Genomic DNA, 24028 nt, shown 5'->3' with positions numbered 1-24028 from the left:
CGCAACGTTCACTTGTCTGCTTGCGCAAAACAAAAGGGCCGGAAACCGGCCCTTTACGCGTCAGGAGACGTTACTCGTCAGCATCATCTGCTGGTTCATCATCGGTGTCTGCTTCCGGTGCGATTTCATCATCACCTTCCGCGACGCTTCCGTCGATTGAGTCGAGCTCTTCGTCATCCACCGGCTCGGCAACGCGTTGCAGACCCACAACGTTTTCATCTTCCGCAGTACGGATGAGGATCACGCCCTGGGTGTTACGACCCACCACGCTGATCTCGGAGACGCGGGTACGCACCAGCGTACCGGCATCGGTGATCATCATGATCTGGTCCGCGTCGTCCACCTGCACCGCGCCCACAACGGAACCGTTGCGCTCGGTCACTTTGATGGAGATAACGCCCTGCGTGCCGCGTGATTTGGTCGGATATTCGCTTTCCGCCGTGCGTTTACCGTAGCCGTTCTGGGTGACGGTGAGGATTGCGCCTTCGCCACGTGGAACGATCAGGGACACAACGGCGTCTTCACCCGCCAGCTTGATACCACGCACGCCGGTCGCGGTACGACCCATTGCGCGCACGGCGTTCTCCTTGAAGCGCACCACTTTACCGGCCGCAGAGAACAGCATCACTTCATCGGAACCAGAAGTCAGATCGACACCGATCAGCTCGTCGCCTTCGTTCAGGTTCACCGCAATAATACCGGCAGAGCGCGGACGGCTGAACTCGGTGAGCGCGGTTTTCTTCACGGTACCGCTGGCGGTCGCCATAAAGACGTTCACGCCCTCTTCGTACTCGCGTACCGGCAGGATGGCGGTGATACGTTCGTTCGCTTCCAGCGGCAGCAGGTTAACGATTGGACGACCACGCGCGCCACGGCTCGCTTCCGGCAGCTGATAGACTTTCATCCAGTACAGACGACCACGGCTTGAGAAGCAGAGGATCGTGTCGTGGGTGTTCGCCACCAGCAGACGGTCAATGAAGTCTTCTTCTTTAATACGCGCCGCTGATTTGCCTTTACCGCCACGACGCTGTGCTTCGTAGTCGGTCAACGGCTGATACTTCACATAGCCCTGGTGAGACAGGGTAACCACCACGTCTTCGCGGTTGATCAGATCTTCAATGTTGATATCGGAGCTGTTGGCCGTGATTTCGGTACGGCGCTCGTCGCCGAACTGATCGCGCACCAGCTCCAGCTCTTCGCGAATCACTTCCATCAGGCGCTCTGCGCTACCCAGGATGTGCAGCAGCTCGGCGATTTGCTCCAGCAGCTCTTTGTACTCGTCGAGCAGTTTTTCATGCTCAAGGCCGGTCAGCTTCTGCAAACGCAGATCCAGAATCGCCTGGGCCTGCTGCTCGGTCAGATAGTACTGCCCGTCACGCACGCCAAATTCCGGTTCCAGCCACTCTGGACGCGCGGCGTCATCACCCGCACGTTCCAGCATTGCCGCCACGTTACCCAGGTCCCATGGACGCGCAACCAGCGACGCTTTCGCTTCTGCCGGCGTTGGCGCACGGCGGATCAGCTCGATGATTGGGTCGATGTTCGCCAGCGCAACGGCCAGTGCTTCAAGGATATGCGCACGGTCACGCGCTTTGCGCAGTTCGAAGATGGTACGGCGCGTCACCACTTCACGGCGGTGACGCACGAACGCGCTCAGGATCTCTTTCAGGTTCATGATTTTCGGCTGACCATGGTGCAGCGCAACCATGTTGATACCGAAGGAGACCTGAAGCTGAGTCTGGGAGTAAAGGTTGTTCAGCACAACTTCACCCACCGCGTCGCGCTTGATTTCAATCACGATGCGCATACCGTCTTTATCAGACTCGTCGCGCAGCGCGCTGATACCTTCAACACGTTTTTCTTTAACCAGCTCGGCGATTTTTTCAATCAGACGCGCTTTGTTCACCTGATACGGGATCTCGTGAACAATGATGGTTTCACGGCCGGTTTTGGCGTCCGCTTCCACTTCGGCGCGGGCACGGATGTAAATCTTGCCGCGACCGGTGCGGTACGCTTCTTCAATACCACGACGACCGTTGATGATTGCCGCCGTCGGGAAGTCCGGGCCCGGGATGTGTTCCATCAGCCCTTCAATGCTGATGTCTTCATCGTCGATATAGGCCAGGCAGCCGTTAATCACTTCCGTGATGTTGTGCGGCGGAATGTTGGTTGCCATACCGACGGCGATACCGGACGAACCGTTCACCAGCAGGTTAGGGATCTTCGTTGGCATAACGTCAGGAATTTTTTCCGTGCCGTCGTAGTTATCAACGAAATCAACCGTCTCTTTTTCCAGGTCGGCCATCAGCTCATGGGCAATCTTCGCCAGACGGATTTCCGTATAACGCATTGCCGCGGCGGAGTCGCCGTCGATAGAACCAAAGTTACCCTGACCATCTACCAGCATGTAGCGCAGCGAGAACGGCTGCGCCATACGGACAATGGTGTCGTACACCGCGGAATCACCATGGGGATGGTACTTACCGATTACGTCACCAACGACACGGGCAGATTTTTTGTAGGCTTTATTCCAGTCATTGCCCAATACGTTCATGGCGTATAGTACGCGACGGTGTACCGGCTTCAGGCCATCGCGGACGTCCGGCAGCGCACGGCCAACAATGACCGACATCGCATAGTCCAGATAGGAGCTTTTCAGCTCTTCCTCGATGTTAACCGGTGTAATTTCTCTCGCAAGGTCGCTCATCTAACCGCTATCCCTCTACTGTATCCCGGATTCAAAGGTCGCAAATTATAACACAGCCGCGGTGATACAGGTAAACCTATACGCTTTATTCACGGGGATTGCCTGATATACTCATTTGTCTTGCTAAATAAGGAGTAAAAGCGCCCATGAATGCCGAAAAATCCCCGGTGGCTCACAACGTTGACCACGAAGAGATTGCCAAATTTGAAGCGGTGGCGTCCCGCTGGTGGGATCTCGAAGGTGAGTTCAAACCTCTGCATCGTATTAACCCGCTGCGTCTGGGCTATATCGCGGAGCGTTCCGGCGGTCTGTTCGGTAAGAAAGTGCTCGACGTGGGCTGCGGCGGCGGCATCCTGGCGGAAAGCATGGCCCGCGAAGGCGCCACCGTTACCGGTCTGGACATGGGCTTCGAACCTCTGCAGGTGGCTCGTCTTCATGCCCTGGAGTCCGGCGTGCAGGTGGAGTACGTACAGGAGACCGTAGAAGAACATGCGGCAAAACACGCGCACCAGTATGATGTCGTGACCTGCATGGAGATGCTGGAGCACGTTCCCGATCCGCAGTCGGTGGTCAGCGCCTGTGCGAAACTGGTCAAGCCGGGCGGTCAGGTCTTCTTCTCCACCATCAACCGTAACGGCAAAGCCTGGCTGATGGCCGTGGTTGGTGCAGAGTATGTCCTGCGCATGGTGCCGAAAGGAACGCACGACGTGAAGAAATTCATCAAGCCTGCCGAGCTGCTGAGCTGGGTTGACCAGACGTGGCTCAAGGAGCAGCACATGACGGGCCTGCACTACAATCCGCTGACGGATAAATTCAAGCTCGCGCCGGGCGTTGATGTTAACTATATGTTGCACACAACCGCCAAAAACGCCTAACGTCATTCGTTATTCTTATAAAGATTGCGCGACTTCATGTTGCGCAATTCTGACCTCCCGTTGAAGAAATCAGCACTCGATCAAATTTTGAATTTTTTTTCTGGAATATTGACATCTCTTCCAGGCCTTACGGTACGAGGACTTAGGCTTTTTTACCCTTTCACAACCTCAATTTAACCTCAAAATCAACCCTTGTGCTGAAAAGATTCGATACTAGAATACTCACCATATAGCGTTCTTCTTATCGCAAAACCCCTATATGTAGTATTTATCCACAGAGTTAGTCACAAGACGGATCTGTGGATAAGCGGGGGATATTTTTTTATTTCACGGACAGGTAAAAACCCACATGAATCAGAGTCTGCTGGTGACAAAGCGCGACGGTACTACCGAGCGCATCAATCTGGACAAAATCCATCGAGTTCTCGACTGGGCAGCAGAAGGACTGAACAACGTATCTATCTCCCAGGTTGAACTGCGTTCTCACATTCAGTTCTACGACGGCATCAAAACGTCTGATATCCACGAAACCATCATCAAGGCGGCGGCAGATCTGATCTCCCGCGACGCGCCGGATTATCAGTACCTCGCTGCACGTCTGGCCATCTTCCACCTGCGTAAAAAAGCCTACGGCCAGTTCGAGCCGCCGAAGCTTTACGACCACGTGGTAAAAATGGTTGAGCTGGGCAAATACGATACGCATCTGCTGGAAGACTATACGGAAGAAGAGTTCGAGCAGATGAACGGGTTTATCGATCACTGGCGCGACATGAACTTCTCCTACGCGGCGGTGAAGCAGCTCGAAGGTAAATACCTGGTTCAGAACCGTGTGACGGGCGAAATCTACGAGAGCGCCCAGTTCCTCTATATTCTGGTGGCCGCCTGCCTGTTTTCTAATTATCCACGCGAAACCCGTCTGGACTACGTGAAGCGTTTCTACGATGCGGTGTCGACGTTCAAGATCTCGCTGCCAACGCCAATCATGTCTGGCGTGCGTACCCCTACCCGTCAGTTCAGCTCCTGCGTGCTGATCGAGTGCGGTGACAGCCTGGATTCCATTAACGCCACCTCCAGCGCCATTGTGAAATACGTTTCCCAGCGCGCCGGTATCGGCATCAACGCCGGTCGCATCCGCGCGCTGGGCAGCCCGATTCGCGGCGGTGAAGCGTTCCACACCGGCTGTATCCCGTTCTACAAGCACTTCCAGACCGCAGTGAAATCCTGCTCTCAGGGCGGCGTGCGCGGCGGTGCAGCAACCCTGTTCTACCCGATGTGGCACCTGGAAGTGGAAAGCCTGCTGGTTCTTAAAAACAACCGCGGCGTGGAAGGCAACCGCGTGCGCCACATGGACTACGGCGTACAGATCAACAAGCTGATGTACACCCGCCTGCTGAAGGGCGAGGACATCACCCTGTTCAGCCCGTCTGACGTCCCGGGCCTGTACGACGCGTTCTTCGCCGATCAGGACGAGTTCGAGCGTCTGTACACCAAATACGAAAAAGACGACAGCATCCGCAAGCAGCGCGTGAAGGCGGTAGACCTGTTCTCCCTGATGATGCAGGAACGTGCCTCTACCGGCCGTATCTACATCCAGAACGTTGACCACTGCAACACCCACAGCCCGTTCGACCCGGTCGTGGCGCCAGTGCGCCAGTCTAACCTGTGCCTTGAGATCGCCCTGCCGACCAAACCGCTGGAAGACGTGAACGACGAAAACGGCGAAATCGCGCTGTGTACGCTCTCTGCGTTCAACCTGGGTGCGATTAAGAGCCTGAACGAGCTGGAAGAGCTGGCCGTGCTGGCGGTTCGTGCCCTCGACGCCCTGCTGGACTACCAGGATTACCCAATCCCGGCGGCAAAACGCGGCGCAATGGGCCGTCGTACCCTGGGTATTGGCGTGATTAACTTCGCCTACTGGCTGGCGAAAAACGGCAAGCGTTACTCCGACGGCAGCGCCAACAACCTGACCCACCAGACGTTCGAAGCGATTCAGTATTACCTGATGAAAGCCTCCAACGAGCTGGCGAAAGAGCAAGGCGCGTGCCCGTGGTTCAACGAAACCACCTATGCGAAAGGCATTCTGCCGATCGACACCTACAAAAAAGACCTGGATGCGATCGTCAGCGAGCCGCTGCATCTCGACTGGGAAGGCCTGCGCGAGTCCATCAAGACTCACGGCCTGCGTAACTCCACGCTCTCTGCCCTGATGCCGTCCGAGACCTCCTCGCAGATCTCTAACGCCACCAACGGGATTGAGCCGCCGCGCGGCCACGTCAGCATCAAAGCCTCCAAAGACGGCGTGCTGCGTCAGGTTGTGCCGGATTACGAAACGCTGGGGAACAACTACGAGCTGCTGTGGGAAATGCCAAACAACGACGGCTACCTGCAGCTGGTAGGTATCATGCAGAAGTTCATCGACCAGTCGATCTCTGCCAATACCAACTATGACCCGACGCGCTTCCCGTCCGGCAAGGTTCCGATGCAGCAGCTGCTGAAAGACCTGCTCACCGCCTATAAGTTTGGCGTGAAAACCCTGTACTATCACAACACCCGTGACGGTGCGGAAGACGCTCAGGACGACCTGGTGCCGTCAATTCAGGACGATGGCTGCGAAAGCGGCGCATGTAAGATCTAATAATACGCCCCTCACCCCGGCCCTCTCCCCACAGGGGCGAGGGTGAAAAAATTGCTCCGAACGTTTCCCTCTCCCCTCAGGGGAGAGGGTTAGGGTGAGGGGGAAATAACACCACAGGACTCACCGCAATGGCATATACCACCTTTTCACAGACGAAAAACGACCAGCTCAAAGAGCCGATGTTCTTCGGCCAGCCGGTCAACGTGGCACGCTACGATCAGCAAAAATATGACATCTTCGAAAAGCTGATTGAAAAGCAACTCTCCTTCTTCTGGCGTCCGGAAGAAGTTGACGTTTCCCGCGATCGTATCGATTTCCAGGCGCTGCCGGATCACGAAAAGCACATCTTCCTCAGCAACCTGAAGTACCAGACGCTGCTGGACTCCATTCAGGGCCGTAGCCCGAACGTGGCGCTGCTGCCGCTGATCTCCATTCCTGAGCTGGAAACCTGGGTAGAAACCTGGGCGTTCTCCGAGACGATCCACTCCCGCTCTTACACCCACATCATCCGCAACATCGTTAACGATCCGGCGGTGGTGTTTGACGATATCGTTACCAACGAGCAGATCCAGAAACGTGCGGAAGGCATTTCGCACTACTACGACGAGCTGATTGAGATGACCAGCTACTGGCACCTGCTGGGCGAAGGCACGCACAACGTGAACGGTAAAACCGTCACCGTGAACCTGCGCGCGCTGAAAAAACAGCTGTACCTGTGCCTGATGAGCGTCAACGCGCTGGAAGCAATTCGCTTCTACGTGAGCTTCGCCTGCTCCTTCGCCTTTGCCGAGCGCAAGCTGATGGAAGGCAACGCCAAAATCATCCGCCTGATCGCCCGTGACGAAGCCCTGCACCTGACCGGCACCCAGCATATGCTGAACCTGCTGCGCAGCGGTACGGACGACCCGGAGATGGCGGAAATTGCTGAAGAGTGCAAGCAGGAGTGCTACGACCTGTTCGTCCTGGCCGCGCAGCAGGAGAAAGAGTGGGCAGACTACCTGTTCCGCGACGGCTCCATGATCGGCCTGAATAAAGACATCCTGTGCCAGTACGTTGAGTACATCACCAACATCCGCATGCAGGCCGTTGGTCTCGACCTGCCATTCCAGACGCGCTCTAACCCGATTCCGTGGATCAACACCTGGCTGGTGTCCGATAACGTGCAGGTGGCGCCGCAGGAAGTCGAGGTGAGCTCCTATCTGGTCGGTCAGATTGATTCTGAAGTCAACACCGACGATCTGAGCGACTTCCAGCTCTGATGACGCGCGTAACGCTGAGCCTTTCGGGTACAGAAGTGCTGTGCCAGGAAGAGCACCCTTCTCTGCTGGTGGCGCTTGAAGCGCATCAGGTGGAGGTAGAGTACCAGTGTCGCGAAGGCTACTGCGGCTCCTGCCGCTGCCGACTGGTCGCCGGTCAGGTAGACTGGCTGACCGAACCGCTGGCCTTTATCAGTGAAGGGGAAATTTTGCCCTGCTGCTGCCGCGCGAAAGGCGATATTGAGATCGAGATGTAAAAAAGGGCCTTACGGCCCTTTTTCTATTTTAAGAACTCCACCGCTTTATCCGGGAAATCCGTAAACAGTCCGTCCACGCCCGCCTGGTTGTACAATATCTCATAAAGCTGATTCACGTCCGTGGCATACGGCGGCAGCTGGTCGGCACGCACCGTATACGGATGCACCTGCATCTTGCTGGCATGCGCCTCCTTCACCATCGCCGTGAGCTTCACGTGGCCCGGCGTTGAGCCTTCCGCCACCAGCATGTGGTAATCCGGCCCGATGCCGTCGGCGTACTGCGCAATCTGCTTCATCGCGCCCGGCTTAAACATCCAGTCGTAGCTGTAGTTCACCCACTTCCCGTCCGGCTGCTTCTCCTGGGTTTCGTTCCAGTCGGTATAAGCAATCAGCTGTACCAGATTGAGGTTCATCCCCATCTTCGGCTCCAGCTCGGTTTTAATGCGCTTCAGCTCAGCGGCGTCAAAACACTGGAGATAGGCTTTGTCCTGCTTGCTGGTGTAGCCGTACTGCTTCAGCACCTCCAGCGTTTTCGCGGCAATGTCCTTCCCTTCCTGATGGTGGAACCACGGCGCCTTGATTTCCGGGTAAATGCCGATATTTTTCCCGGTTGAGTGGTTCAGCCCCTGAACAAACTCAATCTCTTCCTGGAAGGTATGAATACGGAAGTCGGACTTGCCCATCGGGAAGCGTCCCGGATAGACCTGCACCTTCTTACCGTTCTCAATCTCGAAGCCTTCGGTAAACTTCAGCGAGCGGATCTCCGCCAGCGTGAAGTCGATGGCGTAATAGCGGCCGTCTTTGCGGGCGCGGTCCGGGAAGCGTTCCGCCACGTCCGTAACGCGGTCGAGATAGTGGTCATGCAGGACGACCAGCTGGTCGTCTTTGGTCATGACCAGATCCTGCTCCAGATAATCCGCGCCCTGCGCATAGGCCATCGCTTTCGCCGGCAGCGTATGCTCCGGCAGATAGCCGCTGGCGCCGCGGTGGGCGATGACGATTTTATCCGCCGCCAGCGCGGAGCCGGTCATTAAACCGGCCAGCAGCAGGCCGGTTGTTAAGTAAGATAATTTCATGTCCATGCTCCTTATTGACGACGCGCCTGCACTTCGGCGTGGTGACGTTTTTCACCAATCATCACAATGATGAGCAGCAGAACCGCCAGCACGCTGCCGCCAATCATCACCATAAAGCCACCGTCCCAGCCGAAGAAGTCAACGGTATAACCGACGATAGCACTTGCCGCCACGGAACCGCCCAGGTAGCCAAACAGGCCGGTAAAGCCTGCCGCCGTTCCTGCCGCCTTCTTCGGCGCCAGCTCCAGCGCGTGCAGGCCAATCAGCATTACCGGGCCGTAAATCAGGAAGCCGATGACGATCATACAGGCCATGTCCACGCCCGGGTTGCCCGGCGGGTTGAGCCAGTAAACGACCGTCGCGATGGTCACCAGGGTCATAAAGAACACGCCCGTTGCGCCGCGGTTGCCTTTAAACACCTTGTCCGACATCCAGCCGCAAATCAGCGTCCCCGGGATCCCCGCGTATTCATACAGGAAGTAGGCCCAGGACGATTTATCCAGCGCGAAGTGCTTCACCTCTTTCAGGTAGGTTGGCGACCAGTCGAGAATGCCGTAACGCAGCAGGTAAACAAAGACGTTCGCCACCGCGATGTACCACAGCAGCCTGTTGGGCAGCACGTACTTCATGAAGATCTGCTTTGCCGTCAGCTCTTCTTCGTGCTTCTCGCTGTAATCATCCGGATAGTCGTTTTTGTACTCTTCAATCGGCGGCAGGCCGCAGGACTGCGGCGTATCGCGCATCAGCGCAAAGGCGATAAGCGCGACCAGGATTGCCCCAAAGGCTGGCATATAAAGCGCGGCGTGCCAGTCGTTGAACCAGGCCATCCCCAGCAGGAACAGCAGCGGTGGAAGCCCTCCCCCGACGTTATGCGCGCAGTTCCAGACCGATACAATGCCGCCGCGCTCCTTCTGCGACCACCAGTGCACCATGGTGCGTCCGCACGGTGGCCACCCCATCCCCTGGAACCAGCCGCAGAGGAACAGCAGCACGAACATGACGGCAATGCTGGACGTCGCCCACGGCACAAAGCCCATAAACAGCATCACCGCTGCCGCCAGGATCAGGCCGGCGGGCAGGAACACGCGCGGATTCGAGCGATCCGACACGGACCCCATAATAAATTTCGAAAAACCGTAGGCGATAGAGATCCCCGACAGCGCGAAACCCAGATCGCCGCGCGAGAAGCCCTGCTCCACCAGGTACGGCATGGCGAGCGCGAAGTTTTTACGTACCAGGTAGTACGCCGCATAGCCAAAGAAAATCCCCATGAAGATTTGCCAACGCAGACGGCGGTAGAGAGGGTCTATCTCTGCCTCTGGCAGTCGCGCCCGATGTGGCGCAGGTTTAAAGATACTGAGCATAACAGCCTCCGTGGCCTTTCAAAAAATGACCGGACATAACGCGCCCGGCTACAGAGGCGGCGATGTTAAGAAATCACGGTGATTGTTACTGTGAATCAACGCACAGATTGTTACAGAAATATGACAGAATGCGCAAAAAAGCGCATGAAATCACGTTTCACTTTCGAATTTCGCGCGTTTATGTTCGAAATCAAACAAACCACACTATCACTGTGGCTAAATGCTAAAAAACGAACATAGAGGAAAGGCAATGACAATTCACGATCCACGCTACAGCGATGTGATTATCATTGGCGGTGGCGCGACGGGTGCCGGCATCGCACGCGACTGCGCCCTGCGGGGGCTGAGCGTCACGCTTCTGGAACGCCACGATATCGCCACCGGCGCGACCGGGCGAAACCACGGCCTGCTGCACAGCGGCGCGCGCTACGCGGTTACCGATGCGGAATCCGCGCGCGAATGCATCGCTGAGAACCAGATCCTCAGGCGCATCGCCCGCCACTGCGTTGAGCCCACCGACGGGCTCTTTATTACCCTTCCCGAAGATGACCTCGCCTTTCAGCACACCTTTATTACCGCCTGCACGGCGGCGGGCATCCGCGCGGAGGCAATCGATCCTGCGCTGGCGCGCCGTCTTGAACCGTCGGTCAACCCGGCCTTACTCGGCGCGGTAAAAGTGCCTGACGGCACCGTTGACCCCTTCCGCCTGACCGCCGCGAATATGCTGGACGCGCGCGAGCACGGCGCACGTATTCTGACCGGGCATAGCGTCACCGGGCTTATTCGTGAAGGCAATACCGTGCGCGGGGTGCGCGTTTGGGATACGCAGTACAACGAACACAGCGAGCTGTATGCCGCCGTGGTGGTGAACGCGGCGGGGATCTGGGGCCAGCGCATCGCAGAATATGCCGATTTAGCCATCCGCATGTTCCCGGCAAAGGGTTCGCTGCTGATCCTCGATCACCGCATCAATAACCATGTGATCAACCGCTGCCGCAAACCGTCCGACGCCGACATCCTGGTGCCCGGCGACACCATTTCGCTCATCGGCACGACGTCTACGCACGTCGACTATAGCGACATTGACGTTAACCGCGTCACTGCTGAAGAGGTGGACATTCTGCTGCGCGAAGGGGAAAAGCTGGCCCCGGCGATGGCGCAGACCCGCATCCTGCGCGCCTATGCAGGGGTGCGCCCGCTGGTTGCCAGCGATAACGACCCGAGCGGGCGCAACGTCAGCCGCGGCATCGTGCTGCTCGATCACGCCGAGCGCGACGGCATGGACGGGTTTATCACCATCACCGGCGGTAAGCTGATGACCTACCGCCTGATGGCGCAGTGGGCCACCGACGCGGTCTGCCGCAAGCTCGGGAACACCACGCCGTGCGTCACGGCAGAACGGGCCCTGCCTGGCTCGCAGCAGTCGACAGAAAAAACGCTCCACAGCATCATTTCCCTTCCCGCGCCGCTTCGCGGTTCGGCGATTTACCGCCACGGCGACCGCACCCCGGCCTGGCTCGGTGAAGGACGGCTGAGCCGCAGCCTGGTGTGCGAATGCGAAGCCGTAACCGCAGGCGAGGTGCAGTATGCGGTGGAAAACCTGACGGTGAACAACCTGCTCGACTTACGCCGCCGCACGCGCGTGGGGATGGGCACCTGCCAGGGGGAGCTCTGCGCCTGCCGCGCAGCCGGGTTGCTGCAACGTTTTCACGCGACCACCTCTACCCAGTCGCTCGCCCAGCTGAGCGATTTTTTAAACGAGCGCTGGAAAGGCATTCAGCCCGTCGCCTGGGGCGATGCCCTGCGCGAAAGCGAGTTTACCCGCTGGGTCTATCAGGGGCTTTGCGGCCTGGAGAAGGAGCCAAATCATGAAATTTGATACCGTGATTGTCGGCGGCGGGCTGGCGGGCCTGCTCTGCGGCATTAAGCTGACGCAGCAGGGTCTGCGCTGCGCCATCGTGACCCGTGGACAAAGCGCCCTGCATTTCTCCTCCGGCTCGCTGGATTTACTGGGCGCGCTGACGCTTGCGGATCTGCCGCCCGAGCACCCCTACCGCCTGACGGGCGCAGAGAATATGGCCCGCTTTGCCTGTGAAGCTGAACATCTGCTGTCCACCTGCGGCGCCCGCATGCAGGGTGACGCAGAGCAAAATCATCTGCGCGTTACGCCGCTCGGCACCCTGCGCGCCGCCTGGCTTAGTCCGGAAGAGGTGCCCGTCGCTCCCATTATGGCGGCACGCGTGCTGGTGGTTGGGATCGGCGGTTTCCTCGATTTCCAGCCGCACCTGGCCGCCGCGTCCCTTAAGCAGCAGGGGGTGCAGGCGGAGACGGCAGAAATTGACCTTCCCGAACTCGACGTGCTGCGCGAGAACCCCAGCGAGTTTCGTGCGGTGAATATTGCCCGCCTGCTGGATAATGAACGTTACTGGCCGCGCCTGTACGAGGCGCTTCGGCCGCTCGGCGAGAGCTGCGACGCCCTGTTTATGCCCGCCTGTTTTGGCTTAAGCGACAACCGGCTCTGGCGCTGGCTCTCGGAGCGCCTGCCCTGCACGCTCGGTTTACTGCCGACGCTTCCCCCTTCCGTGCCCGGCATTCGTCTGCATACCCAGCTGCAGCGCCAGTTTGTCGCGCAGGGCGGCGTGTGGATGGCGGGCGACGAGGTGAAGAAAATCACCCTGAACGGGGGCGCGGCAGGTGAAGTCTGGACCCGCAACCACGACGATATCCCCCTTCGTGCGCGCTACACGGTGCTGGCCAGCGGCAGCTTTTTCAGCAACGGTCTGCTGAGCAGCCGGGATGGCGTGCGTGAGGCGATCCTCGGGCTGGACGTCCGGCAAAGCGGCTCCCGCGCGGACTGGTATCAGAGCGATTTCTTCGCCCCTCAGCCGTGGCAGCAGTTCGGCGTCATCGTCGACGACCGGCTGCGTCCGCAGCTGCACGGGAAACCGGTTGAAAATCTTTACGCCATCGGCTCGGTTCTGGGCGGATACGATCCCGTGGCGCAGGGCTGCGGCGGCGGCGTTTGCGCGGTTACCGCGCTGCACGTTGCGGAGCAGATTATCCAGCGCAGGGAGGCTGCACGATGAACGACACCCGTTTTGAAAGCTGTATCAAATGCACGGTCTGCACCACGGTTTGCCCGGTGAGCGGCGTGGATCCCCGCTATCCCGGCCCGAAACAGGCCGGTCCCGACGGAGAACGTCTGCGCCTGAAGGACGGGGCGCTGTACGACGAGGCGCTGAAATACTGCATCAACTGCAAACGCTGCGAAGTTGCCTGCCCGTCGGACGTGAAGATTGGCGACATCATCCAGCGCGCCCGGGCGCGCTACAGCACGCAAAAGCCGACGCTGCGCGACGCGATTCTGAGCCACACCGATCTGATGGGCAGCGTCTCCACGCCTTTCGCGCCGGTGGTCAATGCCGCCACGGCGCTAAAACCGGTGCGCAGGCTGCTGGACGCAACGCTTAAAATCGACCATCACCGTAGCCTGCCGAAATACGCTCACGGCACCTTCCGCCGCTGGTATAAATCCGTGGCGGCAGATCAGGCGCAGTTTGCCGACCAGGTCGCCTTCTTCCACGGCTGCTACGTGAACTACAACCATCCGCCGCTGGGAAAAGATCTGCTGAAGGTGCTGAACGCCATGGGAACAGGCGTACAGCTGCTGAGCAAGGAGAAGTGCTGCGGCGTTCCGCTGATTGCCAACGGTTTTACCGACAAAGCGCGCAAGCAGGCGAAAAGCAACGTCACCGCTTTGCGCGAGGCGATCGTCGACAAAGGGATCCCGGTGCTGGCGACGTCGTCAACCTGCACCTTCACGCTGCGCGATGAATATCCTCACCTGCTGGACGTGGATAACAGCGGCCTGCGCGAGCACATTGAGCTGGCGACCCGCTTTCTCTGGCGCAGGCTGGACGGCGGGCAGACGCTGCCGCTGGGCAACCTGCCGCTGAAGGTGGTGTATCACACCCCGTGTCATATGGAGAAGATGGGCTGGTCAATCTATACGCTGGAGCTGCTGCGGCTGATCCCGGGGCTGGATCTGACGGTGCTGGATTCCCGCTGCTGCGGCATCGCAGGCACCTACGGCTTTAAGCGGGAAAATTACCAGACGTCACAGGCGATTGGGGCTCCGCTGTTCCGCCAGATTGAAGAGAGCGGCGCGGATATCGTGGTGACCGACTGCGAAACCTGTAAATGGCAGATTGAGATGTCCACCAGCAAGCGCTGTGAACATCCCATTAGCCTGCTGGCAAAAGCGCTGGCGTAACCGTTGCCGGGGCCACCGCCCCGGCGACTGCTTACTCGACGAACAGCGTTTCCACCACGTTGATCCAGCCGTGCTCGCTGGCGACCTCTTTCCCGTTCAGCCAGCGGCGCAGCATGTTCAGCGCCATCATCGCGCATACCTCCTGGCGCACGGCCAGGCTATGGCGGGTAATGCTCATCTTCACGCGCAGGGCGTGCGTGCCTTCCGGCGTCGCCAGGGCAAGGTTGAGGTATTCGTCATCCAGCCCGCCGACGAACAGCGCCAGCCCCGCGAAATGCTTCACTCTGCGCTCGGACGCCCAGCGTGCCGTCTGCGCCAGCGTCTCCTGCTGGAACGGCACCACTTCGCTGGCCAGCAGCGGCGCACCCGCGCGGGTAAGCTGAAGCGCCAGAAGCCCACCGGTAAACTGCTCGCTTAGCGTCACGCTCAGCTGGCGAGACTGCAAATGCCGTGCAATCTGCGCCGGCAGCCCTTCCGTGCCTTCGAAGATCAGGCTTTCCCCGGCAACGCGCTGCACCTCAGGCCACAGCGCCAGCATGGCGGCTTTTTCCGTCGCCGGCCCGGTCAGCTTGAGTTCGATAATCGGCATGGAGGAGCGATAGCCCATCGACACGCCGGGCGGCAGCTGCAGGCCGTCGAGGCTCTGGGCCAGATCGCTCTCCGAGCGGCCAAACGTGGTCAGGCGCAGGCACAGCGGCGGTTCAGGCAGGGTGAAGCGCGCGCGCAGGCGCGGCAGGATCTGCTGCTCGACCATCACCTTAAATTCCGACGGCACGCCGGGGGTGAAGAACATCAGGCAGCGGTTAAGCTGAACGGCAAACCCGCAGGCGGTGCCGACCGGGTTATCAATCAGTTCCGCACTGGCGGGAATTTCAGCCTGTTTGCGGTTGCTGGGAGCCATTACGCGGCCACGATCGGAGAAAAAGCGCTCCATCTGCGCCAGCCACGCCTCGTGCAGCACCAGCCCTTCGCCTTTGGCCGTGGCGGCGGCCAGCGCGCTAAGATCGTCGCTGGTGGGACCCAGCCCGCCGTTCACAATCAGCACGTCGCACTGCTCGCTGCGCTCGCGCAGAACGTTGACCAGTGACTCAAGACTGTCGCCCACCGTGTTGCGGCGCGTTAACGGTAATCCTTGCTCAAAGAAGAGATCGGCGAGCCAGGCGGCATTGGTATCAATGATTTGCCCATGCAGCACTTCGTCGCCAGTGGATAACATTTCCACGTTTATCATTGTGTTCTCCCATTTCAATGGTCAAAACACTATAGCGCAATCGAAGAGCGGGGGAAGAGAGAAACTGGCGCGACGGAACGCCGCGCCGAAGGGGTTAGAAGCCTGCGCTAACGCCTACGTACGGGCCGTCGGCCAGCGCGTTGTCGCGGTTGCCGTCTTTACCGGCCAGGTTCAGATAGCGGTAGCCTGCTTCAATGGTGATTGGACGCATGATGGTCCAGCGCGCGCCGGCGTTGGCTTCCTGGTAGCTCTCGATACCGCTGGAGAGGGAGTCCGGGGAGTAGTAGTACTCGCCGAACAGGCCAAAGCTGTCGCCAATCTTCCACTGCAGCCCGCCGCCTACTGCCGCCGCGTAGCCTTCGTCACCGTCGTTCGGGTTGGTATAGATCCCTTTACCGCCGACGGTCGCCAGGAATGGACCAAGCGGAACGTTAAAGCCGAGGCCCAGGCTCGCCGCGTCGCCATCGTCGTCGTTATGCGTCCAGCCGCCGGACATCGCCAGGCCTGCGCTATCCGTGCCAAGACCAAAGCCCAGGTGGGTATAGTCCTCGCCCGCCGAGCCGTTGAAGGAGATAGCGTTGGCCGCAGCCGATACAACCATCAGGCCTAAGCCCATTAATGCCACTTTTTTCATTGTCGTGATCCCGCACAATTTATTCACAGATGTCCCAAAACCGCGAGATTTTAACCTGACTATCCGTGGGATCAATGGACTCCGCATACATCGAACAATTAGTTTGTAACGATATGAAAATATCGGCATTTACGTCATCAATAAAAAGCGCATTTTCACGCTCAGGCCGCCCAGCTGTTCACTGGCCGAGAGCTGAAGATGGCTGCGGTGCAGGCGGGCGATGTCCCCGGCCAGCGCCAGCCCAATCCCGGACCCGGCGGCGTCCCCCACGTTATCCAGCCGATGAAACGGCAGCATGGCCTGGGCGATCTGATCCTCCGCAATTCCCGGCCCGCTGTCCTCCACGCGGAGCTCAACGGCGTCGTTATCGATGCGCAGAAACACCGTGACTATGCCCTGCTCCGGGGTGTATTTGATGGCGTTCTCCAGCAGGTTCGCGCACAGCTCGCCCAGCAGCACGTCGTCCCCTTCAATCATCACCGGCTGCTGAACGCCGTCATACCCGAGATCGATACCCTTGCTGCGCGCCTGCGCCAGCCGGGAAAAGCAGCAGTTTTGCACCACCTGCACCAGATCGACGGGGCCAAACTGCCGCTCACCCTGCTCCTTTCGCTTCACCGCCGAAAGCTGCAGCAGCCGCTCGGTCAGCACGATGGTGTTGTCCAGCGTGACGTTCATCGCCCGCAAGCTCTCCTGCCACAGGGCCGGATCGTTTCGCGTCAGGGCAACCGAAACCTGAGTTTTGAGCACCGCCAGCGGGGTTTTGAGCTGGTGGGAGGCATCGGCGTTGAAGCGCTCCTGCCGCGACAGCACGCCGCGCAGCCGGTCGATATAGCGGTTAAACGCCACGATCAGCAGGCGCGTTTCCGACCAGGGCAGCAGCTCCGGCAGCGGGGCCAGCAGCCCGGGCTCACGGCGCACCATCAATGAGGAGAGCTGGCGCATCGGGCGCAGCACGCGGCGCAGCAGCCAGGCGGTTAAGACCAGCGTCAGCAGCACCAGCAGCCCCTGCGAGACAAGAGATGAAAAGAGAAGCTGGGTGGCCAGATAGCGCCGCGACTGCAGGGTTTCGGCAACGTAGATCTCCGCCATTCCGGACACGCCGTCTTCGTTAACCGGCTGGAGCAGCTTCGCCACGCGGATCGCCTGACCGCGATACTCGGTATGATAGAACCAGGCCAGCGCGGGATAGTGCGTGGTGCGCGACGTGGAGGGGGGCATGTTCGGCAGATCGTCATAGCCGGAGATCGTCCGGCCGTCCGGATCAACCACCTTGTAGTAGAGGCGATCGTTCATGTTCAGCTCAAAGCTGTCGAGCACCACCCAGGGAACGTTGACCAGCAGCTTGCCGTTGTGCACCTCCAGCCGCTCAGACACCGTACGCGCCGAGGATAGCAGCGTGCGGTCATAGGCCTGCGTCGCCGCCTGAAGCGCGCTGACGTAGCTGTTGAAGGCCGACAGCCCCCATAACAGCAGCAGCGGCAAACCCAGAAAGAGCAGAAGTTGCTGGTAAAGCGACTGCGGCTTAACCCACCTCATCGCCGCACTCCAGCACGTAGCCCAGCCCCCGAAGCGTGGTGATCCGCACGTCGCTGCCGGCCAGCTTCTTACGCAGGCGGTGAATATAGAGATCGATGCTCTCGGGGCTGACGTCGTCGTTCAGGCTAAACACCTGGTCGAAAAGCTGCTGTCGGGATACGGGGCGGGTGCGGCGGTGCATCAGCACCTTCAGTAACGAAAGCTCGCGGGGCGTGAGCGAGAGGGGCTCATCGCGCAAAAGAAAAAAGCCGTCGTCATCGTATTCCAGCTCCCCCAGGCGCTGGCGCCCCTGGGTTCGCCCTTCACTGCGGCGCAGCAGAGCGCGCAGGCGGGCATCAAGCTCCTCCAGCTCGAACGGCTTCGGCAGATAGTCATCCGCCCCGGCATTCAGCCCTTTCACCCTGTCCGCCACGTTGCTGCGGGCGGTAAGAAACAGCACCGGCAGCGTCTGCCCGCGCTTTCTCAGGCGGTGCACCACCTCCAGCCCGTCGAAGCCGGGCATGCCGATATCCAGGATCGCGACGGCATAGTTTTCCCCCTGCAAAAGGTGATCGGCCGCGCGCCCGTCGTTAACGCAGTCCACGGCAAAACCGTTCTGTACCAGCGCTTTCTCCAGCCAGTGAGCCAGCTCACGATTATCTTCCGCCAGTAAGAGACGCATTCTTTAGTTAACTCCATGTTTTTACTGATTACGATTTGAGGATACTTCGTTTTATGTCCGGTATGTTGTCCGGTTTTATAAAAGCAACTCAATTCATCACATGGAAAGAATGCCGACTTGTTACATGTTTGCAACATAGAGCGATGGGATATGCGGTCAGCTTAACACAAAACCTCACATCACCGGACAATCATCAAACTCACCTGTCCGCGCATCGTTGATGATGTACGTGATTACTCCAAACACCGGGCTCTCTATCCCGTCGAAGTTACCAGGTAACTTTTCCTTTCGTCCGTTCAGCGCGTTCTCAAGGTGAGGCTGAGGATGGGTGCGGTAAATCTTCACCTTAAACTCGCCTTCCATCTCGCAGACAAGCAAGGAGCCATCACATGGGTTTAGTGACGAGTCGATGACCAGAAGCGCATCCTTCATGATGCCGCATCGGTAGATGGTCTCTGACGCTTTCATGTAGTACGTGGCTGCCGGTTTATGGATAAGCCGATCATCAAGCGACAGGCGGTTCTCAACGTAATCAGCAGCAGGGCTCGGGAATCCCATAACTCACCTCCGATAGATACTGTATATCGATACAGTATTACCGATCGGCGGTGTCGATCAATAGTCTTTGTGGTGCTACACTTCAGACCTTTCAGAATCTACTGATTTTTATCATGTTAAAGTTATTCGCCAAGTACACATCGATCGGCGCCATAAACACGCTCATTCACTGGGTTGTGTTCGCCGTTTGCATTTATGCATTTCACACAGGTCAGGCTCTTGGCAACTTCGCCGGGTTTGTCGTGGCGGTGTCATTCAGCTTCTTTGCAAACGCCAGATTCACGTTCCGGTCTTCCACAACAACCATGCGTTACATGCTTTACGTTGGATTTATGGGCTCTCTGAGCGCGGCAGTGGGTTGGGCGGCGGACAAATCAGGCTTAGCACCAATCATCACCCTGATTGTTTTCTCTGCCGTAAGTCTGGTGTGCGGTTTTATTTATTCAAAGTTCATTGTCTTTAGGGATGCGAAATGAAAATTTCTCTGGTAGTTCCCGTCTTCAACGAAGAAGACGCGATACCTATTTTTTATAAAACAGTTCGGGAATTTGAAGGACTTCAGCAGCATGAAGTAGAGATAGTCTTCATCAATGACGGAAGCAAAGATGCAACAGAATCAATTATTAACGCTCTGTCCGTTGCTGACCCTCTTGTAGTGCCTTTGTCATTTACCCGAAACTTCGGGAAGGAGCCTGCATTATTTGCCGGCCTTGACCACGCTACTGGTGATGCAGTTATCCCGATTGACGTGGACCTGCAAGACCCAATCGAGGTTATTCCGCACCTGATTGAGAAGTGGCACGCCGGGGCAGATATGGTACTGGCTAAGCGTTCTGACCGCTCCACTGACAGCCGACTTAAACGTAAATCTGCCGAGTGGTTCTACAAGCTTCACAACAAAATCAGCAACCCTCAGATTGAGGAGAACGTTGGTGATTTCCGTCTGATGTCTCGCGAGGTTGTCGAAAACATCAAGCTCATGCCGGAGCGAAACCTTTTCATGAAAGGCGTATTGAGTTGGGTTGGTGGCCGTACTGATGTCGTAGAATATGCCCGTGCCGAACGTATAGCAGGTAGTACCAAGTTCAATGGCTGGAAGCTATGGAATCTCGCTCTTGAAGGTATCACTAGCTTCTCTACCTTCCCGCTGCGCATGTGGACTTACATAGGTCTCTTTGTTGCCGGTGCTGCTTTTATATATGGTGCATGGATGATTGTCGACACACTGGCATTTGGCAATGCAGTTCGCGGGTACCCATCTCTGCTGGTATCTATACTATTTTTGGGTGGTATCCAGTTGATTGGCATTGGTGTTCTTGGTGAATATATTGGCAGAATTTATGTCGAGGTTAAGAGCAGGCCTCGTTATGTCTTAAAGCGTTCAATGGATAAATGAATATCATGGTTAAGAACTATAATCCTGTTTGGGAAAAATACGGAGTCGCGATAACCTTTATCATCGCCTTTTTACTTATATGGCTGAGGCGCCCAGATCTTCTAACCAACGCTCAGTTTTGGGCTGAGGATGGAAGGGTATGGTATGCTGGGGTATACAATGGTTCTATCATTGATTTCATATTGACACCTAAAAATGGTTACTATCAGACCATTTCTAAACTTACTGCGGCAGTATCTCTAGCCATACCAATTGAATTGGCTCCGCTATTATTTAATATTGTAGCTATTTCTATCCGCGCCATGGCAATAAGCTTCCTTTTGTCATCAAGGATGAGTGATATATCTTTCAGTGGTAGGTTATGCGTTTCCCTGTTCGCGATTTTAATGCCGGAAATCACGGAAATACACGCTAACATCACAAATACTCACTGGTATCTAGCTCTTTATTTGCTGTTGATTTTGATTGCCAGGCCAGCCAAGAGTGCGGCAGGAAAGGCTCATGATATAGTGATGACGATCATTGCTGGGCTGAGCGGACCCTTTGTTGTGTTCATGGCTCCAGTTGTACTTATGAAGCTTATTCATAACAAGGCCTTGCAGTTTAGGCGCATAGACATAAGTAAAGTCGATTTAATTTCATATATTGTTGCTGCATGCTCTGTCATCCAGGCGGTATCAATACTATTAACAGCAGACGGCACAAGAACAAAGGCGCCACTTGGCGCATCTATGGATACTCTTTCTAGTATACTTTCAAGTAGAATATTTTTTTCATCATTCTCTACAGCTAGAGATGCGTCGTGGTTATGGAATTATCCATTCTTCAAGTATTTAGTATGCTTCATTGGGTTCACTGCAATAGTGTACACGTTGATAAAGTCGGACTGGAAAATGAGAAGCGTCGTTATCTTCCCTGCGATAATGTTTGCATTCGCTCTTGCCAAACCTCAAATGGCTAACATTGAAGATCAGTGGCCTAAGTTTATGCTCAGTGGAGAAAGATATACCGTTATACCTTCAATAGCGATGTTTGCTGTAATATGCTACTGCATTGGACAAATAAAAGGCTATATTGGTAAGGCTGTAACTATATGCTTTACAATTCTGTACCTATACACCGCTGTAGATAATTTTAAGATTCGCAAAATGCCAGACCTTAACTGGGGTAACGAGGTCGTTAAACTTCATTCAGCAAAAAAAGGAGAGGAAGTTAAAATGAAAATCAATCCTGTTGGATGGGATATGGTTTTAATTAAAAAATAGAGATAAAGGGGCTAAAATGCCCCTTTGCGTTAAAAGTTCCTGTATATCTCAGTCCAAACACCAGATGAGATGTACTGGAACGTCACTACCTTCCTTGTGTCATCAAGAGTGGCGCTTGTGGTTCCTTTAAGATAAAAAGATGTGCTGTGGGCAAGGATTATTGGGTTTGTTCCATTATTCCTTATTTGCACCTCGGCACCTACTAGCGGACCATTCACTATACCCGAAATTTGCAGGCCTGTGGTGGTAGCGGTTACTGCTAACTTTGCCGTCCTGAAAGCATTCCAGTCTATTGAGCCGCTTGATGATATGCTTAAAGTTCCTACTGATTGCATTAGCAAATCAGTATTAATTCTCCGATATTTTGTAAACGCAACTCCAGAAGATGGCATTGATGTATTGCCTAATTCCTGGCTACTATCTGGAATAGTGTAGTTATAAAGGCTACCTCCAAACATAGTGCAGTTGGCATAGATACTCCTTCCTGCGTCTCCTGCTGTATGTGCCGGGTCTGCATAAAACAGATAGCTAAATGCTCCGATGGTGTTACCTCCGCTAATTCCATTGAATCTTGCGTAAGTCAGGTTTCCTTGGATCAGGATGACTGCTGCGGGTAGTGCAGGAGGGGTTGTGCCTGACCCGTTAAGTTCAAAAATATCATCGTCTGAACCATTCAATGCAAGGTCAACATATACATCATTTATGTTTGCTGATGGGTTAAAGTTTGTTCCTGAATCGGATCCTACTACCAATATACCCCTGCGCATTCTGATATTTTCATAAATAACGTCAGCTATAGCGAGAGACGTCTGCCTTATGCATCCGTAGTCAAATGATACGTTAGATATATGAATATTCTGAGTGATGACTCCACCCGCGCGCGTCTGGAATCGGATGTCTCCGCGTATAACCTGAGAACCGCTATTGATAGGCTCTTCATAGAAAGGGTTGGTTCCCGTGTATGCAAGAATATTACCAGCATGAAACCTTATATTGCTTACCATCATATTCTGTAAGCGTTGGTTAGTAGCGTTAGGCTCGAAGTCGATGCCACCTATAATTCTACAGTTATCAATCTTTAGGCCTACACAGTCGATTACAGCAATTGCCAGCCTAGATCTTGAGCCGCTGTAGTATGACCTAATTCCGTTGCCATAACGCTCTTTGAACGTGCAGTTAATAAATGAAATATCCCTGCAAAAGAGTCCGGTTAATGCGCCATCCTCAAGACTCCCTCCAAGATAAACGCAGTCCCCCAAGCTGTTTGCACCATAGCAGTCATCGAATGTGACACCGCTACAATTATATGCGCATGAGAATAAAGCATCTCGTTCTCTCGAAGGAGCAAGAGTCCCTCCGCCATACCCAATAACCCTCAACCCCTTTATTCTTACGCCATAATTGGCGCTAAAAATACCATTTAGTCGACCTGTGCTACCTGAGTAGAAGGTTGCTCCATAGCACAGGAAAATCACATTCCTCAATCCAGAGCCCACCCTACCCCACATCACGCCTACGCCGCCAGGGTTAGTGCTGCCATCAAAATTGAAGTAATAATTTCCAGGAGGGATGATTACGGTTTTATTGCCACCTATGTTAACCAGATCGTCCATTAACTGTTGCAAAGCGGCTCGGTTATTTGTTCCGTTAACGAATCCAGTTGATGGATCAAAGTCACCTTTCATTCCGTAATCGGTTACCGCATTGATAGGCGTTGTCTGGTAATAAGCCCCGACAGTGGTGGAGATATTGTTTGGCAACCCAGTTCTTTTAATACCGACTAGATTAGCACCAGTATCCGAAGATAGCGTGAATTGAAATTGGTCGGGGTCATACTTTAGAACGTTAGGGAAGTAGAATTGCTGCACTCCGTATGCATCATAGACAGCCATAGAATGGCCTTGCTCTGTCACGAACTTAGATATTTGTCCGTTATAAACAGGGTAGCCAGCAGCATTGATTACGATAGGTTGTGCAACGGGGACATGAGTTCCGTCCTCATTCTCCAGATAAACCTGTATCTGATTTGCTGGAATAGTAGGGTCGGTATCAATCTTTCCTATGTAGATTTTTCCATCTGATGCAGCCTTAAATGACCGCGCCAGAGTGAATAACTGGCTCGGCATGCTGATTACGACATTGGCGGAGATATCTGACATTTACTTTGCTCCGGGCGCAGCAAAGCCGCACAAGCTAAAACTTGCGCAGCGTTGCGTTATGGTCGGTTATAATTGATTAAAAGAGTGGAGGATTTATGGAACGAGACTGGTTGAACTTTGCATTCTTGATCTTCGGAATCTG

19 protein-coding genes are annotated in these 24028 nt (G+C 55.8%); 10 read left to right on the top strand and 9 right to left on the bottom strand.

Going from position 1 to position 24028, the window contains the following annotated elements:
* Positions 1–70 precede the first annotated feature (70 nt).
* The gene (gene gyrA / locus MOQ06_RS06465; RefSeq protein WP_148419891.1) at positions 71–2707 is read right to left on the bottom strand and encodes a DNA topoisomerase (ATP-hydrolyzing) subunit A; all 2637 of its coding nucleotides are present in this window, start codon (positions 2705–2707) and stop codon (positions 71–73) included.
* Positions 2708–2853: 146 nt separating this feature from the next.
* Here gyrA and ubiG point away from each other — a divergent pair, with 146 nt between their 5' ends.
* From ubiG to yfaE, 4 genes are all read left to right on the top strand, one after another.
* A complete protein-coding gene (ubiG, locus tag MOQ06_RS06460) occupies positions 2854–3582 on the top strand; it encodes a bifunctional 2-polyprenyl-6-hydroxyphenol methylase/3-demethylubiquinol 3-O-methyltransferase UbiG (protein WP_148419892.1) in 729 nt (242 codons plus the stop codon).
* A gap of 349 nt (positions 3583–3931) precedes the next feature.
* Complete coding sequence (nrdA, locus tag MOQ06_RS06455) at positions 3932–6217, top strand: class 1a ribonucleoside-diphosphate reductase subunit alpha (protein ID WP_176609863.1); 2286 nt, start codon at positions 3932–3934, stop codon at positions 6215–6217.
* Positions 6218–6345: 128 nt separating this feature from the next.
* On the top strand, positions 6346–7476 hold the full coding sequence (gene nrdB / locus MOQ06_RS06450) for a class Ia ribonucleoside-diphosphate reductase subunit beta (protein ID WP_047346599.1): 1131 nt from the start codon (positions 6346–6348) through the stop codon (positions 7474–7476).
* The gene (gene yfaE, locus MOQ06_RS06445) at positions 7476–7730 is read left to right on the top strand and encodes a class I ribonucleotide reductase maintenance protein YfaE (protein ID WP_010433414.1); all 255 of its coding nucleotides are present in this window, start codon (positions 7476–7478) and stop codon (positions 7728–7730) included. The genes nrdB and yfaE overlap by 1 nt, the downstream gene beginning before the upstream one ends.
* Before the next feature lie 23 nt (positions 7731–7753).
* Here yfaE and glpQ read toward each other — a convergent pair whose 3' ends face one another.
* Together glpQ and glpT are read right to left on the bottom strand one after the other, a co-directional pair.
* Complete coding sequence (gene glpQ, locus MOQ06_RS06440; protein WP_242172065.1) at positions 7754–8806, bottom strand: glycerophosphodiester phosphodiesterase; 1053 nt, start codon at positions 8804–8806, stop codon at positions 7754–7756.
* Positions 8807–8817: 11 nt separating this feature from the next.
* Positions 8818–10170: a glycerol-3-phosphate transporter gene (glpT, locus tag MOQ06_RS06435; RefSeq protein ID WP_176609861.1), complete on the bottom strand. Its 1353-nt coding sequence runs from the start codon at positions 10168–10170 to the stop codon at positions 8818–8820.
* Between the two features lie 250 nt (positions 10171–10420).
* Here glpT and glpA point away from each other — a divergent pair, with 250 nt between their 5' ends.
* Genes glpA through glpC form a run of 3 tightly spaced genes read left to right on the top strand, consistent with a single transcriptional unit; the run spans position 10421 to position 14443 of the window.
* Positions 10421–12049 (top strand): anaerobic glycerol-3-phosphate dehydrogenase subunit A, encoded by a 1629-nt coding sequence (glpA, locus tag MOQ06_RS06430; protein ID WP_148419896.1) that lies wholly within the window; start codon positions 10421–10423, stop codon positions 12047–12049.
* Positions 12039–13256, top strand: a complete 1218-nt coding sequence (glpB, locus tag MOQ06_RS06425) for a glycerol-3-phosphate dehydrogenase subunit GlpB (RefSeq protein WP_242172063.1) — start codon at positions 12039–12041, stop codon at positions 13254–13256. Before glpA ends, glpB begins: the two co-directional genes overlap by 11 nt.
* Entirely contained in the window at positions 13253–14443 is a 1191-nt protein-coding gene (glpC, locus tag MOQ06_RS06420; protein WP_242172061.1) for an anaerobic glycerol-3-phosphate dehydrogenase subunit GlpC, read from the top strand. The genes glpB and glpC overlap by 4 nt, the downstream gene beginning before the upstream one ends.
* 31 nt (positions 14444–14474) lie before the next feature.
* On the opposite strand, the gene MOQ06_RS06415 is transcribed toward glpC, so the two are convergent.
* The 5 genes from MOQ06_RS06415 to MOQ06_RS06395 all read right to left on the bottom strand — a co-directional run bounded on the left by MOQ06_RS06415 (position 14475) and on the right by MOQ06_RS06395 (position 19066).
* A complete protein-coding gene (locus MOQ06_RS06415) occupies positions 14475–15674 on the bottom strand; it encodes a nicotinamide mononucleotide deamidase-related protein YfaY (protein ID WP_242172060.1) in 1200 nt (399 codons plus the stop codon).
* A 94-nt stretch (positions 15675–15768) separates the two neighbouring features.
* The gene (locus MOQ06_RS06410) at positions 15769–16308 is read right to left on the bottom strand and encodes a YfaZ family outer membrane protein (RefSeq protein WP_242172059.1); all 540 of its coding nucleotides are present in this window, start codon (positions 16306–16308) and stop codon (positions 15769–15771) included.
* 129 nt (positions 16309–16437) lie between these two features.
* A complete protein-coding gene (locus tag MOQ06_RS06405) occupies positions 16438–17847 on the bottom strand; it encodes a sensor histidine kinase (RefSeq protein ID WP_242172058.1) in 1410 nt (469 codons plus the stop codon).
* Positions 17834–18508, bottom strand: a complete 675-nt coding sequence (gene tctD, locus MOQ06_RS06400) for a transcriptional regulator TctD (protein ID WP_242172057.1) — start codon at positions 18506–18508, stop codon at positions 17834–17836. The genes MOQ06_RS06405 and tctD overlap by 14 nt, the downstream gene beginning before the upstream one ends.
* 174 nt (positions 18509–18682) lie before the next feature.
* Positions 18683–19066 carry a S24 family peptidase gene (locus MOQ06_RS06395; RefSeq protein WP_242172055.1) on the bottom strand — a complete coding sequence of 128 codons (384 nt, stop codon included), beginning with the start codon at positions 19064–19066 and terminating at the stop codon, positions 18683–18685.
* 113 nt (positions 19067–19179) lie between these two features.
* Here MOQ06_RS06395 and MOQ06_RS06390 point away from each other — a divergent pair, with 113 nt between their 5' ends.
* The 3 genes from MOQ06_RS06390 to MOQ06_RS06380 are packed head-to-tail and all read left to right on the top strand — an operon-like array spanning position 19180 to position 21727.
* Positions 19180–19542 (top strand): GtrA family protein, encoded by a 363-nt coding sequence (locus MOQ06_RS06390; protein WP_242172053.1) that lies wholly within the window; start codon positions 19180–19182, stop codon positions 19540–19542.
* Complete coding sequence (locus tag MOQ06_RS06385; protein WP_242172051.1) at positions 19539–20462, top strand: glycosyltransferase family 2 protein; 924 nt, start codon at positions 19539–19541, stop codon at positions 20460–20462. Before MOQ06_RS06390 ends, MOQ06_RS06385 begins: the two co-directional genes overlap by 4 nt.
* Before the next feature lie 5 nt (positions 20463–20467).
* Complete coding sequence (locus MOQ06_RS06380) at positions 20468–21727, top strand: glucosyl transferase (protein ID WP_242172049.1); 1260 nt, start codon at positions 20468–20470, stop codon at positions 21725–21727.
* A gap of 29 nt (positions 21728–21756) precedes the next feature.
* Here the strand turns inward: MOQ06_RS06380 and MOQ06_RS06375 are convergent, their stop codons facing one another.
* On the bottom strand, positions 21757–23886 hold the full coding sequence (locus tag MOQ06_RS06375; RefSeq protein ID WP_242172048.1) for a phage head-binding domain-containing protein: 2130 nt from the start codon (positions 23884–23886) through the stop codon (positions 21757–21759).
* Positions 23887–24028 lie beyond the last annotated feature (142 nt).

Origin of the sequence: Enterobacter sp. I4 (genome assembly GCF_022669095.1) — a bacterium.
Taxonomy (GTDB): Bacteria; Pseudomonadota; Gammaproteobacteria; order Enterobacterales; family Enterobacteriaceae; genus Enterobacter; species Enterobacter pasteurii.
The sequence above is the reverse complement of the archived record's forward strand: the minus strand, read 5'-3'. Positions and strand labels throughout refer to the sequence as shown.